The 16,535-nt window shown below is 66.4% G+C and carries 16 protein-coding genes; 8 read left to right on the top strand and 8 right to left on the bottom strand.

All coding sequences use genetic code 11. The annotated features are described in order from the left end of the window. Positions 1-10 precede the first annotated feature (10 nt). The 6 genes from DDE23_RS17420 to DDE23_RS17395 all read right to left on the bottom strand — a co-directional run bounded on the left by DDE23_RS17420 (position 11) and on the right by DDE23_RS17395 (position 5,048). Entirely contained in the window at positions 11-649 is a 639-nt protein-coding gene (locus DDE23_RS17420; protein WP_107753435.1) for a glutathione S-transferase family protein, read from the bottom strand. Between the two features lie 331 nt (positions 650-980). Beyond that, a complete protein-coding gene (locus DDE23_RS17415; protein ID WP_238150037.1) occupies positions 981-2,135 on the bottom strand; it encodes an acyl-CoA dehydrogenase family protein in 1,155 nt (384 codons plus the stop codon). 30 nt (positions 2,136-2,165) lie between these two features. Beyond that, on the bottom strand, positions 2,166-2,378 hold the full coding sequence (locus tag DDE23_RS17410; RefSeq protein WP_107753433.1) for a hypothetical protein: 213 nt from the start codon (positions 2,376-2,378) through the stop codon (positions 2,166-2,168). Then, a complete protein-coding gene (locus tag DDE23_RS17405; RefSeq protein ID WP_107753431.1) occupies positions 2,378-2,824 on the bottom strand; it encodes a GFA family protein in 447 nt (148 codons plus the stop codon). Before DDE23_RS17405 ends, DDE23_RS17410 begins: the two co-directional genes overlap by 1 nt. Positions 2,825-2,844: 20 nt before the next feature. Further along, entirely contained in the window at positions 2,845-4,623 is a 1,779-nt protein-coding gene (locus DDE23_RS17400; RefSeq protein WP_107753429.1) for an acyl-CoA dehydrogenase C-terminal domain-containing protein, read from the bottom strand. A gap of 32 nt (positions 4,624-4,655) precedes the next feature. Continuing rightward, positions 4,656-5,048, bottom strand: coding sequence for a MerR family transcriptional regulator (locus DDE23_RS17395; RefSeq protein WP_107753427.1), 393 nt, complete (start codon positions 5,046-5,048; stop codon positions 4,656-4,658). A 227-nt stretch (positions 5,049-5,275) separates the two neighbouring features. Between DDE23_RS17395 and DDE23_RS17390 the strand changes: the two genes are divergently transcribed. Continuing rightward, positions 5,276-5,581 (top strand): hypothetical protein, encoded by a 306-nt coding sequence (locus DDE23_RS17390; RefSeq protein ID WP_107753425.1) that lies wholly within the window; start codon positions 5,276-5,278, stop codon positions 5,579-5,581. Positions 5,582-5,962: 381 nt separating this feature from the next. Then, the gene (locus DDE23_RS17385) at positions 5,963-7,972 is read left to right on the top strand and encodes a M3 family metallopeptidase (protein ID WP_107753423.1); all 2,010 of its coding nucleotides are present in this window, start codon (positions 5,963-5,965) and stop codon (positions 7,970-7,972) included. Here DDE23_RS17385 and DDE23_RS17380 read toward each other — a convergent pair. Beyond that, a complete protein-coding gene (locus tag DDE23_RS17380) occupies positions 7,944-8,669 on the bottom strand; it encodes a helix-turn-helix transcriptional regulator (RefSeq protein ID WP_107753421.1) in 726 nt (241 codons plus the stop codon). The two genes, DDE23_RS17385 and DDE23_RS17380, sit on opposite strands and share 29 nt — an antisense overlap. A gap of 72 nt (positions 8,670-8,741) precedes the next feature. Here DDE23_RS17380 and DDE23_RS17375 point away from each other — a divergent pair, with 72 nt between their 5' ends. Then, entirely contained in the window at positions 8,742-9,344 is a 603-nt protein-coding gene (locus DDE23_RS17375; protein ID WP_107753420.1) for a glutathione S-transferase family protein, read from the top strand. A gap of 73 nt (positions 9,345-9,417) precedes the next feature. Beyond that, the gene (locus DDE23_RS17370) at positions 9,418-9,909 is read left to right on the top strand and encodes a DUF1993 domain-containing protein (RefSeq protein WP_107753418.1); all 492 of its coding nucleotides are present in this window, start codon (positions 9,418-9,420) and stop codon (positions 9,907-9,909) included. Between the two features lie 354 nt (positions 9,910-10,263). Here DDE23_RS17370 and DDE23_RS17365 read toward each other — a convergent pair whose 3' ends face one another. After that, positions 10,264-11,226 carry a cation diffusion facilitator family transporter gene (locus tag DDE23_RS17365; protein ID WP_107753416.1) on the bottom strand — a complete coding sequence of 321 codons (963 nt, stop codon included), beginning with the start codon at positions 11,224-11,226 and terminating at the stop codon, positions 10,264-10,266. 414 nt (positions 11,227-11,640) lie between these two features. Between DDE23_RS17365 and DDE23_RS17360 the strand changes: the two genes are divergently transcribed. Genes DDE23_RS17360 through DDE23_RS17345 form a run of 4 tightly spaced genes read left to right on the top strand, consistent with a single transcriptional unit; the run spans position 11,641 to position 16,504 of the window. Further along, positions 11,641-13,611, top strand: coding sequence for an AMP-binding protein (locus DDE23_RS17360; RefSeq protein WP_238150036.1), 1,971 nt, complete (start codon positions 11,641-11,643; stop codon positions 13,609-13,611). An 11-nt stretch (positions 13,612-13,622) separates the two neighbouring features. Continuing rightward, entirely contained in the window at positions 13,623-14,444 is an 822-nt protein-coding gene (locus DDE23_RS17355) for an ABC transporter ATP-binding protein (RefSeq protein ID WP_107753413.1), read from the top strand. Continuing rightward, positions 14,437-15,423 (top strand): branched-chain amino acid ABC transporter permease, encoded by a 987-nt coding sequence (locus DDE23_RS17350; RefSeq protein WP_107753411.1) that lies wholly within the window; start codon positions 14,437-14,439, stop codon positions 15,421-15,423. The genes DDE23_RS17355 and DDE23_RS17350 overlap by 8 nt, the downstream gene beginning before the upstream one ends. 4 nt (positions 15,424-15,427) lie before the next feature. Next, the gene (locus DDE23_RS17345) at positions 15,428-16,504 is read left to right on the top strand and encodes a branched-chain amino acid ABC transporter permease (RefSeq protein ID WP_107753409.1); all 1,077 of its coding nucleotides are present in this window, start codon (positions 15,428-15,430) and stop codon (positions 16,502-16,504) included. Positions 16,505-16,535: the final 31 nt, after the last annotated feature.

The following is a 16,535-nucleotide window of genomic DNA, read 5'->3' as shown; positions in this document are numbered from 1 at the left end:
GGGTGTCTCCTCAAGCCTTGGCCCGGTCGGCAGGCGATCCGGGCATCATGTCATAGGGATGTTTCCAGCCGGGCAGCGCCGAGAGGCGGTCCAGCCAGCGGTCGATGTGGGGCCAGTCCGCGCGGGAAAAGCCGTAGGGTTCCGGGTAATAGAGATAGCCACAGCAGGCGGTGTCGGCGATGGTGACGTCACGGCCGACGATCCAGTCACGTCCCGTCAGATGCGCATCGAGCGTGGCATAGGCGGCTTTCAGGCGTCCCTGCATGAAGGGGATGACCTCCTTCGGGCGCTTCTCCTCGGGCAGGAAGTTCATCAGGAAGCGGGTCATCCCTGCTTGGCTGCTTAGCTTGTGGTTGTCCCACAGGATCCAGCGCATGACCTCCTCCTCCTCGCCCGGCGCGCCGCCCAGCCTGCCGGTCGCCTTGACGACATGGTACTGGATCGCGCCCGACTGGCTGAGGACCAGATCCCCGTCCACGAGCAACGGCGCCTCGCCCATCACGTTGAGCGCCCGGTACTCCGGCGTCCGCGTCTCGCCACCGAAGAAATCGACATAGCGCGGCGTCCAGTCATAGCCCGAAAGCGCCATGGTCAGCGCCGCCTTGTAGGAATTCCCGGATTCGCCGAAGCAATAAAGCTGTGCGGTCATGCGCGCGTCCTTTCGGGCGTTGTGAAGGGGGAGAGGTCAAAAAGGGCGTATTTGAAGCAGAATGAAGGGGCGCGGTCAGGCTTTGTTAACCATGCGCCGGTTATCCTTTGCCCACGGTACAGGCTGGCGAGCCGATGACCGTGCAGAGTGAAGCCACCCCGACTCGCTGGAGAGCTTATGGCACAGGCGGGGAGGGGTGTGCTGCTTTGCGCGGATTCCGTTTCATTCTGCTTGAAATACGCACGGGGTTTCCAAAGGGGGGCGTGCCCCCCTTTGGGCAGGGGGTGCGGGGGGCGGCAGCCCCCCGCTCTTTCCCTGACCGGCGTGCCGCTCACAGCGACCTCCCGATCAATTCCTTCATGATCTCGTTGGTGCCGCCATAGATCCGCTGCACGCGGGCATCGGTCCACATCTCGGCCACCGCGTATTCCTGCATGAAGCCGTAGCCGCCATGCAGCTGGACGCATTCGTCCAGCACCTGGCATTGCAGGTCACTGAGCCAGTACTTGCTCATCGCCGCCATCTCGACCGTCAGTTCCCCCTTCAGATGCGCCACCATGCAGGTGTCGAGGAAGCTGCGCGCGACCAGGGCATTCGTCTTGCATTCGGCCAGCTTGAAGCGGGTGTTCTGGAACTCGATGATCGGCTTGCCGAAGGCTTCGCGTTCCTTGCAATAGGCGATGGTGCGGTCCACCGCGCCCTCGATCGCCCCCACGGCGCCGAGGGCGATGATCAGCCGCTCCTGCGGCAGCTGCTGCATCATCTGGTAGAAGCCCTGCCCCTCGGTCCCGCCCAGCAGGTTCTCGGGCGGCACCGGCACCTCGTCGAAGAAGAGTTCCGAGGTATCGGCGGCCTTCAGCCCCACCTTCTCCAGGTTGCGGCCGCGGCGGAAGCCCTCGGCGCCCTCCGTTTCGACCACCATCAGCGACATGCCCTTGGCCTTGGCGCCGGGGTCGGTCTTGGCCGCGACCACGATCAGGTTGGCGTGCTGGCCGTTGGTGATGAAGGTCTTCGATCCGGTCAGCCGGTAGCCATTGCCATCCTTCACCGCCCGCGTCTTCAGGTTCTGCACATCCGAGCCGCCCGAGGGTTCGGTCATCGCCAGCGCCGCCACCAGCTCGCCCGTCGCCATCTTCGGCAGCCAGCGGCGTTTCTGTTCCTCGGTGCCATAGGCGTGGATGTAATGGGCGACGATGCCGGAATGGATGCCGGCGCCCCAGCTGGCCAGATTGGCGCGCGCGGCCTCCATCAGGATCACCGCCTCGTGCCCGAAATCGCCGCCGGCGCCGCCGTATTCCTCGGGGATCGAGGCGCAGAGCAGCCCCATCTCGCCGGCCTGCCGCCAGGTGTCGCGGTCCATCTCGCCCTGCTTGCGCCAGCGGTCGAACTGCGGCGCCCATTCGCGGGTGATGAAGTCGCGCGTCATCTCGGCGAGCATCTGGTGCTCGTCATTCATCCACGGCGAGGGCAGCATCGGAAATGTCATCGGCAGGCCCCTCCCAAGGCCGGGCAATCGTTATTTCTTGCGCGCTTCCAGCTCGGCGTTGAACAGCCGCAGCCGGTGCGCGAGGTTCTCGTGATGCGTCACGCTCTCGAAATTCTCGAACAGGAACGAGAGCGCCTCGCCCTCGTCCAGCCCCGCCTCGGCAGCGAAGCGTTTCAGCTTGCGATAGCCGTCCTCGCTCATGGCGACGGGGAAGCGGCGGGTCAGGCGCAGGCGTTTGGGCATTACTCCTCCGGGGCCTGATAGCTGCGGACCCCGGCGACCAGCGCCGGGTCGGTGATCGTCGACGGCCCGTGGGTCAGCGTCCCGAGCCAGCCCACGCGCGATTCCACGCTCGTATTGCAGACCGGATCGAAGGGCGTGCCGGGCGCGAGCGTACCGGCCATGAATTCGATCGTCTCGCCCGAGCGGTAATAGAGGGGCGTTCCGCAGGTCGCACAGAACCCCCGCCAGGCGACGGTGGAGGAGGCCCATTCGGCGGGCGTCCCTTGCCAGGTCACGCGGTCGGCCTGAACCTCGACAAGAGGGGCGAAGGCATTGCCGGTGGCGCGCTGGCACATCCGGCAATGGCAGACGCAATCCTTGGCCGGGCCCGCCGTCACCCGATAGCGCACGGCGCCGCATTGGCAGCCGCCCGTAAAGGCCGGGTGATCGGTAAAGCCCCTGTCCATCGCATCCCCTCCCCGGGTTGTCAGAACGCCTCGGCTTCCAGCGCCATGACCGGCTCGGCACCCGACAGGATCCGGGCCAGATGCATGCCCGTGGCGGGCAGGCGCCGGGCCATATAGTAGCGGCCGGTCTTGATCTTCGTCTCGTGGAACGTGGCGTCAGCGCTGCCCGCCGCCAAGGCCTCGGACGAGGCTTTCGCCATCAGCGCCCACATATAGCCCAGGCAGACATGCCCGAAGAGGTGCATGAAGTCCGACGACCCCGCCAGCGCCGCGTTCGGGTTCTTCATGCCCTGCTGCATGAAGAACATCATCGCCGCCTGCAGGTCCTTCGAGGCGGCTTTCAGCGGCTCCAGGAACGGGGCTTTCAGCGCCTCGTTGCCCTCGTTCTCCTTGATGAAGCTCTTCACCATCTCGAAGAAGGCCATGGCGGGCTTGCCTCCCTCTGCCGCGAGCTTGCGGCCCACCAGATCCAGCGCCTGCACGCCGTTCGCACCCTCGTAGATCATGGCGATGCGGGCGTCGCGGGCGAACTGGGACATGCCCTGTTCCTCGATATAGCCGTGCCCGCCATAGACCTGCTGCGCCTCGACCGTCATGGCAAAGCCGATGTCGGTCTGGAAGCCCTTGATGACCGGGGTCAGAAGGGAGATCAGTCCTTCGGCCTCCTTGTCGCCCAGCCGGTGGCCGCGGTCGATCAGATGCGCACCCCAGAAGGTGAAGGCGCGGGCGCCCTCGACGAAGCTCTTCTGGTCCATCAGCATCCGGCGGATGTCGGGATGCACGATCAGCGGATCGGCGTTGCCGCCCGGGTTCTCGGCCCCGGTGACGGCGCGGCCCTGCAGGCGGTCGCGGGCGTAATCGAGGGCGTTCTGATAGGCGGCCTCGGCCTGGGCATAGCCCTGCAGGCCGACGCCCAGACGGGCCTCGTTCATCATGACGAACATGGCCTTCATGCCCTTGTGCAGCTCGCCGATCAGATAGCCGGTCGCGCCGTCATAGTTCATGACGCAGGTGGCATTGCCGTGAATGCCCATCTTCTCTTCGATCTTGCCGACCGAGACGGCGTTGCGGGCGCCGATCTTGCCTTCGTCATCGACCATGAATTTCGGCACGATGAACAGGCTGATGCCCTTGGTGCCCTCGCCGCCGCCCGGGGCCTTGGCCAGCACCAGATGGATGACGTTTTCCGACATGTCGTGATCGCCGGCCGAGATGAAGATCTTCTGCCCGGTGATCTTGTAGCTGCCGTCGTCCTGCGGCTCGGCCTTGGTGCGGATCAGGCCCAGATCGGTGCCGCAATGCGGCTCGGTCAGGTTCATCGTGCCGGTCCAGTCGAGGCTGACCATCTTCGGCAGCCACTTGGCCTTCTGCTCCTCGGTGCCCGCGGCGAGGATCGCGTTGATCGCGCCATGGGTAAGGCCCTGGTACATGTTGAAGGCCATGTTCGAGGACACGAACACCTCGCCCACCGCGGTGCCGATGACATAGGGCAGGTTCTGGCCGCCGTATTCCTCGGGCAGGTCGAGGCCGTTCCAGCCGCCGTCCTTGATCTGCTCGAAGGCCTCCTTGAAGCCGGTCGGCGTGTAGACGATACCGTTTTCCAGCCGGCACCCCTCGGTGTCACCGACCGAGTTCAGGGGGGCGAGGACGCTTTCGGCCAGCTTGCCCGCCTCGTCGAGGATCGCGGCGGTGAAGTCGCGCTCCAGCTCGGCATAGCCGGGAATGCCGGTCTCGGTGGCCTTGAGCACGTCATGCAGCAGGAATTGCATGTCCTTCACGGGGGCGGTGTAGCGGGGCATCGGGTCTCTCCCTGAAACGGATAGGATAACGGTTATTCGGCGGCGGGCCGGAAGGCCGCGAGCATCTCGGCCCCGGCCTCGAGCTGGCTGCGCAGCTCGTCGATCGCCTCGGTCAGTTCGTCGCGCTGCTGCTCCATCTGCGCCAGACGCTCGCGCGCGGCGGCGACGGTGCGCTTCAATTGCTCGCCCTTCTGGTCGCCGCGGTCGTAGAGGTTGAGAAGCTGCCGCATTTCCTCCAGCGCGAAGCCGAAACGCTTGCCGCGCAGGATCAGCGTCAGCCGGCCCCGGTCGCGGCGCGTGTAAAGGCGCTTCTGCCCGTCGCGGATCGGGCTGATCAGCTCTTTCGATTCGTAGAACCGCAGGGTGCGCGGGGTCACGTCAAAGGCCTCGCACATCTCGCGGATCGTCAGAAGTTCCTGGTCCATACCATACCTCGCAGTGCCGGGTTGACGTACCGGCAAGGCAACACATAGCGCGATTTGGCGCAGATTGAAGGAAGCTTTACGTTAACGTAAGTCGAGACGCTGCGTCACGAGGTGACCTTTACGTCAGGTCGCGGGGGCGAGGCTCAGGCAGGGGCCGGGCGCGAGGTGTCTTGACCCGACTCACCGCGGGGGACATTAGCGGGATCAGGGCATCCGGGGGCTGGAACATGGCCGGGGACCTGGGCAGGACGACGAGCAGGCGCCCGTTCCCGAGGATGGTGATTTTCCCTGTTAAGACGGTCGCTTACCCGACGCTGATCCCGGAGGCCCAAGCGCTGCCCGGACCGGCGACGGCCTGGATGGGGATCGACGTGGCGCTGCCGATCGGCATCGGCGTGTCGGGCACCGGACGACACCTGGCCCGAGATTCGCAGCCGACCGAGAGCCGCCGCCTGCAGGTCACCCTGTTCACGGCGGTGGCGCTGCTGCACCACAATGGCTCACGCCCCCCGGCATCCATCACGGTCAGGTGATGAAGGTCCCGCCGCCGCCTTGTCGAGAGGGGGAGGGGTTTCGCCCTCGTTGCCCGCTGTCGCGGGCGCCTCGGGCGACCAGCGGCGCGGCGTGCCGCCGCGCCGAAGCAGGGGGGCTTTCTGCCCCCCTCTTGGCCCAAGGGCCAATTCACCCCCCGAGGATATTTGAGGAACAAAGAAGGCGGCTTAACGCGCCCTTAACTTTCATCTTTGTTCTGAAAATATCCTCGGGGGCTTCTCAAGGGGGTGGAAAACCCCCTTGAGCGGGGGGTGCGGGGGGCTGGCCCCCCGCATGGCCCCGGCACGGCGCAGGCGTGGGGCGCGTTGAAACCGGGTGCGGGCAGGTGCATATCTGGGGAAATGTTCTGACAGGAAGCCCCGATGACCAATCCGCTGCTCTCCGACTGGCACGGCCCCTTCGGCCTGCCGCCCTTCGATGCGATCAAGGACGCGGATTTCGCGCCCGCTTTCGAGGCGGGGCTGGCCCGGGGCCGGGCTTCCGTCGCGGCGATTGCCGAAAATTCCGAGGCGCCGAGTTTCGCCAACACGATCGAGGCGCTGGAGCAGGCCGATGCGCTTCTGGACAAGGTGGGAGGCGTGTTCTTCAACCTTTCGGGGTCGGATTCCAACCCGGCGCGGGAGGCCTTGCAGCGCGATCTGGCGCCGAAGCTCTCGGCCTATTCCAGCGAGATCACCTCGAACGCGGCGCTCTGGGCGCGGATCGACGACCTCTGGCAGCGGCGCGAGGCGCTGGGCCTCGACCCCGAACAGGCGCGGGTGTTGATGCTCTATCACCGGATGTTCGTCCGGGCCGGGGCGGCGCTGGACAAGGCGGGGTCCGACCGGATGGCGGCGGTGAAATCGCGGCTGGCCAGCCTGGGGACCGAGTTCACCCAGAACCTGCTGGCCGATGAGCGCGACTGGTTCATGGTGCTGGAAGATCTGGCCGGCCTGCCCGATTTCGTCGTCGATTCCGCCCGGGCTGCGGCGACGGAGCGGGGGCTCGGGGGCCATGTCATCACCCTGAATCGCTCGCTGATCGTGCCTTTCCTGCAATATTCCACCCGCCGCGACCTGCGCGAAAAGGCCTACGAGGCCTGGGGCAAGCGCGGCGCCAACGGCGGCGCCACCGACAACCGGGCGATTGCCGCCGAGACGCTGGCGCTCAGGCACGAGCGCGCCGCGCTGCTGGGCTATGCCAATTTCGCCGCCTTCAAGCTGGAGCCCGAGATGGCGCGCAGCCCCGACAAGGTGCGCGACCTGTTGATGCGGGTCTGGGAGCCCGCCGTGGCCAAGGCGGGCGAGGATGCGGCGGCGATGGAGGCACTGCTCCATGCCGATGGCTTCGCCGGGCCGCTGGAGCCCTGGGACTGGCGCTTCTACGCCGAGAAGCGGCGCAAGGCGCTGCATGATTTCGACGAGGCGGCCTTGAAGCCCTATCTCTCGCTCGACGCGATGATCGAGGCGGCGTTCGACGTGGCGCATCGGCTGTTCGGCCTGACTTTCACGCCCCTGGACGTGCCGCTCTATCATCCCGACGCCCGCGCCTGGGACGTGACCCGCGACGGGCGGCACATGGCGGTGTTCATCGGCGATTACTTCGCCCGGCCCTCGAAACGCTCGGGCGCCTGGATGTCGACGTTCCGCGATCAATCGGCGATGGCGGGCGAGGTGCGACCCATTGTTGTGAACGTCTGCAACTTCGCCAAGGGGGACCCGGCGCTTCTGTCCTGGGACGATGCGCGGACGCTGTTCCACGAATTCGGCCATGCCCTGCACGGGATGCTGACCGATGTGCGCTACAAGTTCATCTCCGGCACCTCGGTGGCGCGGGACTTCGTGGAACTGCCCAGCCAGCTTTACGAACACTGGCTGGAGGTGCCGGAAGTCATCGAGACCCACGCGAAGCACTGGCAGACGGGCGAGCCCATGCCGCTCGACCTGCGCGAGAAGCTGAAGGGCGCGGCGACCTGGGATCAGGGATTCGCGACGGTGGAATTCCTCGCCTCGGCGATTGTCGATCTGGAGTTCCACGACGGCCCGCCGCCCGCCGATCCGATGCAGAAACAGGCCGAGATCCTGGAATCCATCGGCCTGCCGCACGCCATCCGCATGCGCCACGCGACGCCGCATTTCGCCCATGTCTTTGCCGGCGACGGCTATTCCTCGGGCTATTACAGCTACATGTGGTCCGAGGTGATGGACGCGGACGCCTTCGCCGCCTTCGAGGAAGCGGGCAGCGCCTTCGACCCCGAGACGGCGAAGAAGCTGGAAAGCTTCATCCTGTCCAAGGGCGGGTCGGAGGAGGCCGAGGCGCTCTACCTCAAGTTCCGCGGCGCCATGCCGGGGGTCGAGGCGCTGCTCAAGGGGCGGGGTCTGATCGCCGCCTGACCTCGGCCATGTAGCGGGCCTGACGCAGGGCCCGGTAGTCGCGCAGCATCGACACCCGGCGGGGGCGGAAACTCTCGCCGCCGGGTTCGGCGTGCTCGATCCGGCTGACGTGGAACACGCGGAAATCCTGCCGCAAGCGGCAGAAGGCCAGCAGCATCAGCGAGCGTTCGGAATAGGACAGCGACAGCGGCCAGACCGGCCGCTCGCTGACCCGCTCCTGCAGGTCGCGGTAGCGGATCACCAGCGAGGTTTCGTCCCAGCAAGCCTGCCGCAGCAGCCCCAGATCGACGGTGACGGGCGGTCGCTCGCCCGGCGGATACCAGGCGTGCAGCACCGGATGCATCGCCTGCCGCGCCTGTCGGTCGGGCAGCGTGGCGGCGATGCGGGCGACGGCGTTGCGCCCGGCCTTGGCCAGCGCCGGGTCGCCCATCTGGTCGAGCGCGCCGAGCGCCAGCACCAGCGCCTCGATCTCCAGCCGCGAGAAGCTTTGCGGCGGCAGGGCCGGGTCCTCGGTCAGCGTGTAGCCCAGGCCCGAGGCGCCGTCGATCAGCGCACCGCCCGCCCGCAAGGTGGCGATGTCGCGGTAGAGCTGACGCTCGGACACGCCGGTTTCCTCGGCCAGACGCGCGGCGGTGACCGGCGGTTTCAGGCGGCGCAGCGCCTCCATCAGGCGCATCAGGCGGTCGGTTCGGGCCATGCAACTTCCTGCCGCAATCTGTCAGGGGGGCCAGCCTATACCCCGGGCATCGCAATGCCAAAGGAGGTTCTCATGGCCACGCTGTATCACTCGTACAATTCCCGCTCCTCGGCGCTGGTGACGCTGATCGACGAACTGGGTGCAGAGGTTGAGATCCGCGAGGTGACGATCCCGCGGATCGACGGCTCGGGCGGGCGCGACCCCGCCAATCCGCACCCCGAGGGCAAGGTGCCCTATCTGGTCGACGGCGACGAACAGGTGCGCGAACGGGGCGCGATCATGATCTATCTTACCGACAAATTCCCCGATGCCGGGATGGGACCGCTGGCCGGGCAGAAGGGGCGCGGCGCCTATCTGTCCTGGCTTGCCTATTACCAGGGGGTCATCGAGACGGTGCTGCTGCTCGATTACGCGCAGATCGACCACCCGGCGCTGCACGCGGCGATCCGCGACAAGGCGGTGATGTTCGCGCAGCTGGAAGCGGCGCTGGCCAAGGGACCCTGGCTGCTGGGCGAGCGCTTCTCGGCGGCGGATCTGCTCTGCGTCAGCCCGTTCCTGTGGTTCCCCGATTTCATCCCCGACATGCCCCTGATCCGCGACTGGGTGGCACGCTGCGGCGCGCGCCCCTCGATCCAGCGGACGCTGGCACGGGATGCGGCGGTGGCGGCGGCCTGAGCGGGGCACGGCCGGGGCTTGACGGAGAGGGGCGGCGGGTGATCTCTGGCATCAGACGCGCGCAGGAGGATTCATGTACGCCGCTTCCATCCCCGTTTTCACCCGCTTCCTGACCGCGCTTTCGGGCGTGCTGGCCAAGGCCGAAAGCCATGTCGAGGCCCAGGGCATCAAGCCCGAGGCCCTGCTGGGCTTCCGGCTCTATCCCGACATGCTGCCCTTCACCCGGCAGGTGCAGCTGACCACCGATTTCGCGACCCGCGGGGCCGACCGGCTGTGCGGGCGCGAGGTGCGCAGCTTCCCCGATACCGAGACGAGCTTCGCCGAGCTGCGCGCCCGTCTGGCCGCGGCGGAGGATTACCTCGGCGGTTTCTCCCCCGCGGATTTCGAGGGGGCGGAGACGCGCGAGGTGGTGCTGACGCTGAGGATCGGCGAGATGCGGATGCCGGGCGCGCACTTCCTGGAAGCCTATGCCAAGCCGCAGTTCTTCTTCCACATGACCACCGCCTACGACATCCTGCGCCACAATGGCGTGGCGCTGGGCAAGCGGGATTTCATGGGGGCGTGACCTGTCAAGGGCACGGGGGAGGGGTTTCACCCTCGTTGCCCGCGCCTTCGGCACGAGCGCCTCGGGCGACCAGCGGCGCCGCGTTCCGCGGCGCCGAAGCAGGGGGGCCTTCTGCCCCCCTCTTGGCCTGAAGGCCAATTCACCCCCCGAGGATATTTCCAGAACGAAGATGAGGGTTAAGAAACCCCTAATGCCCCTCTTTGTTCTCTAAATATCCCGGGGGGTCCGGGGGGCTGGCCCCCCGGGGTTTCCACGCGCGCTGACCTCTCCGCGGCGGGAGGCGCGCGGGGTGGGCGGGTGGGAGCGTGCCTCCCGCCGCCTTGCGCCACCAGAAAAGCTGACGCGAAGGCGGGTTCAACCGCTGCTGGACGCGCCGTCGATCGGCACGGGTTCATGGCCGCGGGCGATGCGGCCCGAGCCGGGGCCGACCGGGTCAAGGTGGATGATCACCTCGGCGCCGGGGATCGCCTGTTCCAGCGCGTGTTCCAGCGCATCGGCCACCGCATGGGCGGCGTTCAGCGTCTGGCGGCCGTCCAGTTCCACATGCATCGAGATGAAGGTCCGGCTGCCGGCCATGCGGGTCTTGACCTCGTGATGGCCGGCAAGGCCCGGCCAGTCGTTGACGATGACCTCGATCCGGCGCAGCACCTCGGGGGGCGCGGCATGGTCCATCAGCGCGTCCCAGGCGCCGCGGCCGATGGCGAGGCCGCTGCGCGCCAGCCAGGCCGCCGCCAGCAGCGCGATCAGCGAATCGATCCGGGCCAGCCCCCAGAGCGCCGAGCTGCCGAGCGCGATCAGCACCCCGCCGGTGGGCAGCAGGTCGCCGAGATAATGCAGCGAATCGGCAGCGACGACGCGGTTGCCGGTGACCCGGGCCACATGGCGCTGCCAGAGGACGAGCCCGCCGGTCAGCACCATGGCCACGACCATCACGGCGATGCCCGCGCCCTCGGCCTGAACCGGCGAGGCATCGCTGGCGAAGAGGCGGCGCAGCGCCACCACGGCGATCATCGTCGAGGACAGCAGCACCAGTGCCGATTGCAGGAGCGCGGCCAGATCCTCGGCCGAGCTATGGCCGAAGGTGTGATCGTCGTCGGCGGGCCTTGCGGCATAGGCGATGGCGGCCAGCGCGCCGACCGAGGTCATGACATCGAGCGCGTTGTCGGCGAGCGAAGCGGCGATCGACAGCGCCCCGGTCGCGATCATCGCCCAGAGCTTCAGCGCCACCAGCGTCACCGCCACCGTCACCGAGGCGATCCCCGCGGAGAGGTTGAGCCGCTGGTTGCGGCGGGAATCGGCGGCGTCGGGGGGCGTCATGGGCAGGATCATGCGACGGGGTTAGGCCCAGGTCCAGTCCGCTGCAACGCAGAATCTGGGGATAAGCCGGGGCGGGGATCCGGGTGCGGCAAGGGCTTGCCCAGCCATGTCCCCCGCCGCAGGATGGCCCGGACCGAACGGAGGCCGCCATGTCCGACCTGCCCTATCTGCCGACCTGCCCGGCCGCCCTGCCGCCGGGCGTGCCGGGTCTGGCGTGCGTGGCCTTGGCGACGCCGAGTCTGGCGCCAACTGCGGGGCGGCTCGCGCCGAGGGGGGCCGCCCACCGGCGTAACAACCGGCGTAACAATTCGTAAGGATTGCGACAAACTGCGGCAATACTCGCCCGCCACCAATCGGGCGTCGCGCAGGACCGGCGGGGAGGCCGGGACCAGCGCCAGGGGAGGAGAACGACAGGTGACCACGACCGCACCCGAGGCCGCGCTGCATTCCGTGCCCGCGCTGCTGGCCCGCAATGCCAGTCAATACGCCCGCCTGACCGCCTATCGCGAGAAGGAATTCGGCATCTGGCAGGCCTGGACCTGGGCGCAGGTGGCCGATGAAGTCCGGGCCATGGCGCTGGGCTTTCTGGCCCTGGGCATGGCGCGGGGCGATCACGTCGCGATCATCGGCCGCAACCGTCCGGCGCTTTACTGGTCGATGGTGGCCGCGCAATCGGTGGGGGCGATCCCGGTTCCGCTCTATCAGGACGCGGTGACCGAGGAGATGGCCTATGTCCTCGACCATTGCGGCGCGCGCTTTGCCATCTGCGGCGATCAGGAGCAGGTCGACAAGGTGATCGAGGTGCAGGAAAGCGTCTCGGGGATCGAGCAGATCCTCTACCTCGACCGCCGCGGCATGCGCAAATACGACCACGCGCAGATGAACTGGCTGATGGATGTCCAGTCCGAGGGGCGCGCGGCCGAGACGCGGCTGGCGCCGGAACTGGCGCGGCGTCTGGCCGAGCAGGATTACGACACGACCTGCGTGATGCTCTATACCTCGGGCACCACCGGCAAGCCCAAGGGCGTGGTGCTGTCCAACCGCAACATCATCGAGACGGCCAAGGCGTCCTGCAGCTTCGACAAGCTGGGGTTCAAGGACGAGATCCTGGCCTATCTGCCGATGGCCTGGGTTGGCGATTTCATCTTTTCGATGGGGCAGGCCTATTGGGCCGGGTTCTGCGTCAACTGCCCGGAAAATGCGACGACCATGATGTCGGACCTGCGCGAGATCGGGCCGACCTATTTCTTCGCGCCCCCTCGCGTGTTCGAGACGATGCTGACGCAGGTCATGATCCGCATGGAGGATGCGAGCCCGGCGAAAAAGCGCCTCTTTGACCGTTACATGGCCCATGCCCGCAAGGTCGGCGGCGCCATTCTGGACGGAAAGCCCGTGTCGGGCGGCGACCGGCTGAAATACCGCATGGGCGAGATGCTGGTTTACGGCCCGCTGAAGAACACGCTCGGGCTGTCGAACATCCGCGTGGCCTATACCGCGGGAGAGGCGATCGGGCCCGAGATCTTCGATTTCTACCGCTCGCTGGGGATCAACCTGAAGCAGCTTTACGGCCAGACCGAAGCCTCGGTCTTCATCACCCAGCAGCCCGATGGCGAGGTGCGCTCGGATACCGTGGGCGTCCCGAGCCCCGGGGTGGAGGTGCGGATCGCCGAGTCGGGCGAGGTCTTCTACCGCTCGCCGGGGACTTTCGTGGAATATTACAAGAACGCCGAAAGCACGGCCTCCACCAAGGATGCCGAGGGCTGGGTGGCCACCGGGGATGCCGGGTTCTTCGAGGAAGGCACCGGGCACCTCAGGATCATCGACCGGGCCAAGGACGTGGGCAAGATGGCCGACGGGCGGCTCTTTGCGCCGAAGTATGTCGAGAACAAGCTGAAGTTCTATCCCAACATCCTGGAGGCGGTGGTCTTCGGCTCGGGCCGCGACCGCTGCACGGCCTTCATCAACATCGACCTGACGGCGGTGGGCAACTGGGCCGAGCGCAACAACATCGGCTATTCCAGCTATCAGGAACTGGCCGGGCACCCGCAAGTTCTGGCCCAGATCCAGAGCCATGTCGAAGAGGTCAACGCCTCGGTCGCGCAGGACCCGATGCTGTCCGGCTGCCAGATCCACCGCTTCCTGGTGCTGCACAAGGAACTCGACGCCGATGACGGCGAGATGACCCGCACCCGCAAGGTCAAGCGCCGCTTCATCGAGGAGAAATTCGCCGACCTGATCGCCGCGCTCTATTCCGATGCGACCAGTGTCTACACCGAGACGGAAGTCACCTACGAGGACGGCCGCAAAGGCGCGCTGAAAGCCACGCTGGAACTGCGCGATGCGGCGGTCGTGGCGCTCGCCGGGCAGCGGATGGCGGCGGAATAAGGGACAGGGACATGCTGGATCAACCCGCAGAGGGCTACGTCACCGCGGACGGCCGCCAGATCGGCCCGGTGGTGCTGGAACTGAAGAACATCACCCTGCGCTTTGGCGGGGTGGAGGCGATCAAGAACATCTCGTTCGATATCCGCGAGGGCGAGATCCGGGCGATCATTGGGCCGAACGGGGCGGGCAAGTCGTCGATGATGAACGTCATCTCGGGCTTCTATGTCCCGCAGGAGGGCGAGATCCTCTACAAGGGCTACAAGCGCCGCAAGATGCCGCCCTATCAGGTGGCCCGCACCGGCATCGCCCGCACCTTCCAGAACATCGCGCTGTTCGAAGGCATGTCGGTGCTGGACAACATCATGACCGGCCGCATCAACCTGATGAAATCGGGGTTCCTGAAACAGGCGCTCTGGTGGGGTCCGGCGTCGCGCGAGGAAGACGAGCACCGCGCGAAGGTCGAGAAGGTCATCGACTTCCTGGAGATCCAGCATATCCGCAAGACCCCGGTCGCGCGCCTGCCCTACGGGCTGAAAAAGCGGGTCGAACTGGCGCGGGCGCTGGCGGCGGAACCGCAGATCCTGCTGCTGGACGAGCCCATGGCCGGGATGAACGTCGAAGAGAAAGAGGACATGTCCCGCTTCATCCTCGACGTGAACGACGAATTCGGCACGACCATCGTGCTGATCGAACACGACATGGGCGTGGTCATGGACCTGTCCGACCGGGTGGTGGTGATGGATTACGGCAAGAAGATCGGCGACGGCACGCCTGATGAGGTGCGGGGCAACCAAGACGTGATCGACGCCTATCTGGGGGTGGCCCATGAGTGACAACGTTCTCTTCGCCATGGAGGCGGCGCTCAACGGCGTCACCGTGGGCATCATGTATTCGCTGGTGGCGCTGGGGTTCGTGCTGATCTTCAAAGCGTCCGGCATCTTCAACTTCGCGCAGGGCGTCATGGCGCTGTTCGCGGCACTGACGCTGGTTGGCCTGCAGAACGGCCAGATCCCCTTCGCGCCGATCATCAACGCGGCCTTCGGCACCTCGATCCACAATTTCGGCTGGAACCTGCCCTCGGTGGTGGCGATCCCGCTGACCGTGCTGGTGATGATCGGCATGGCCTGGCTGATCGAGCGGATCGTGCTGAAGCATCTGGTCAATCAGGAGCCGATCATCCTGTTCATGGCCACCATCGGGCTGGCCTTCTTTCTGGAGGGGCTGGGCGACATCATGTGGGGGGCCGAGGTCAAGCGCCTCGATGTCGGCATCCCGCAGGGCATGTCGTCGTGGGTGGACGAGACGACCTACAACCTCTTCGGCTATGGCTTCTTCATCGACACGCTGAGCCTTTACGCGCTGGGCATCGCCGCGGTGCTGGTGACGGGGCTGGTGCTGTTCTCGCAATACACCAAGCAGGGCCGGGCACTGCGCGCGGTGGCCGATGACCACCAGGCCGCGCTGTCGGTCGGCATCTCGCTGCGCTTCATCTGGGTGCTGACCTGGTCCATCGCCGGGATCGTCGCGCTGGTCGCGGGGATCATGTGGGGCTCGAAGTCGGGGGTGCAGTTCTCGCTGTCGCTGATCGCGCTCAAGGCCCTGCCGGTGCTGATCCTGGGCGGCTTCACCTCGATCCCCGGGGCCATCGTCGGCGGGCTTCTGATCGGCGTGGGCGAGAAGCTCTTCGATTTCCTGATGCAGCCGGTGATCGGCGGCGCCACCGAGAACTGGTTCGCCTACATGCTCGCCCTCGTCTTCCTGCTGTTCCGTCCGCAGGGTCTGTTCGGCGAACGCATCATCGAGAGGGTCTGAGACTATGCTTTACCGTGAAGCGGGCGATTTCAAGACGTCCTACGCCAGCGACAACCAGACCTTCCCGATCCGGTTCGACCGCTATGCCTATTGGGTGGTGATGGCGGTGGCCTTTCTGGTCCTGCCGATGGTCATGAACGATTACTGGGCCAATTCCATCGTCGTGCCCTTCATGATCTACGTGATCGCGGCCTTGGGGCTGAACATCCTGATCGGCTATACCGGCCTGCTGTCGCTGGGCACCGCCGCCTTCATGGCCGTGGGCGCCTATGCCACCTTCAAGCTGACCACCGCCTTTCCGGCGATGCCGATCTATCTGGTCTTCCTCCTGTCGGGGCTGGTGACCTCGGCGGTGGGCGTGCTGTTCGGCCTGCCCTCCCTCAAGATCAAGGGCTTCTACCTGGCGGTGGCGACGCTGGCGGCGCAGTTCTTCCTGATCTGGCTTTTCACCCGCTATGGCTGGTTCTTCAACTATTCCTCGACCGGCCAGATCTCGATGCCCGAACGCTCGATGTTCGGCGTCACCATCACCGGGGCCACGGCCAGTTCGACGGCGGTCTATTTCACCTGCCTGATCTTCACCGTGGCCATGGCCTGGCTGGCGCGCAACCTGACGCGCGGGCAGATGGGCCGGACCTGGATGGCGATCCGCGACATGGACATCGCCGCCGAGATCATCGGCGTGAACCCCCTGATCGCCAAGCTCAGCTCCTTCGCCGTCTCGTCCTTCTTCGTGGGCGTGGCCGGGGCGCTGATGTTCGGGGTCTATCTGGGCGCGGTCGAGGCGGGCGAGGCTTTCGGCATCAACAAGAGCTTCCTTGTCCTCTTTATGGTCATCATCGGCGGGCTGGGCTCGATCCTGGGGTCCTTCCTGGGCGCCGCCTTCCTGGTGGTGCTGCCGGTCCTGCTGAAGATCCTGCTGGTCGACAACCTCGGCTGGCCTGCCGACCTCGCGCGGCATCTGGAGATCATGATCATCGGCGCGCTCATCATCGTCGTGCTGATCGCCGAGCCGCATGGCATGGCGGCGCTGTGGCGGACGATCAAGGACAAACTGCGGCTTTGGCCCTTCCCGCACTAGGCGGGGCCCGAGAGTTCGAAGACCAACGAAA

This window comes from Pararhodobacter aggregans (assembly GCF_003075525.1).
In the GTDB taxonomy this organism is placed as follows: Bacteria; Pseudomonadota; Alphaproteobacteria; order Rhodobacterales; family Rhodobacteraceae; genus Pararhodobacter; species Pararhodobacter aggregans.
This window is presented reverse-complemented; position numbering and strand designations above follow the sequence as displayed.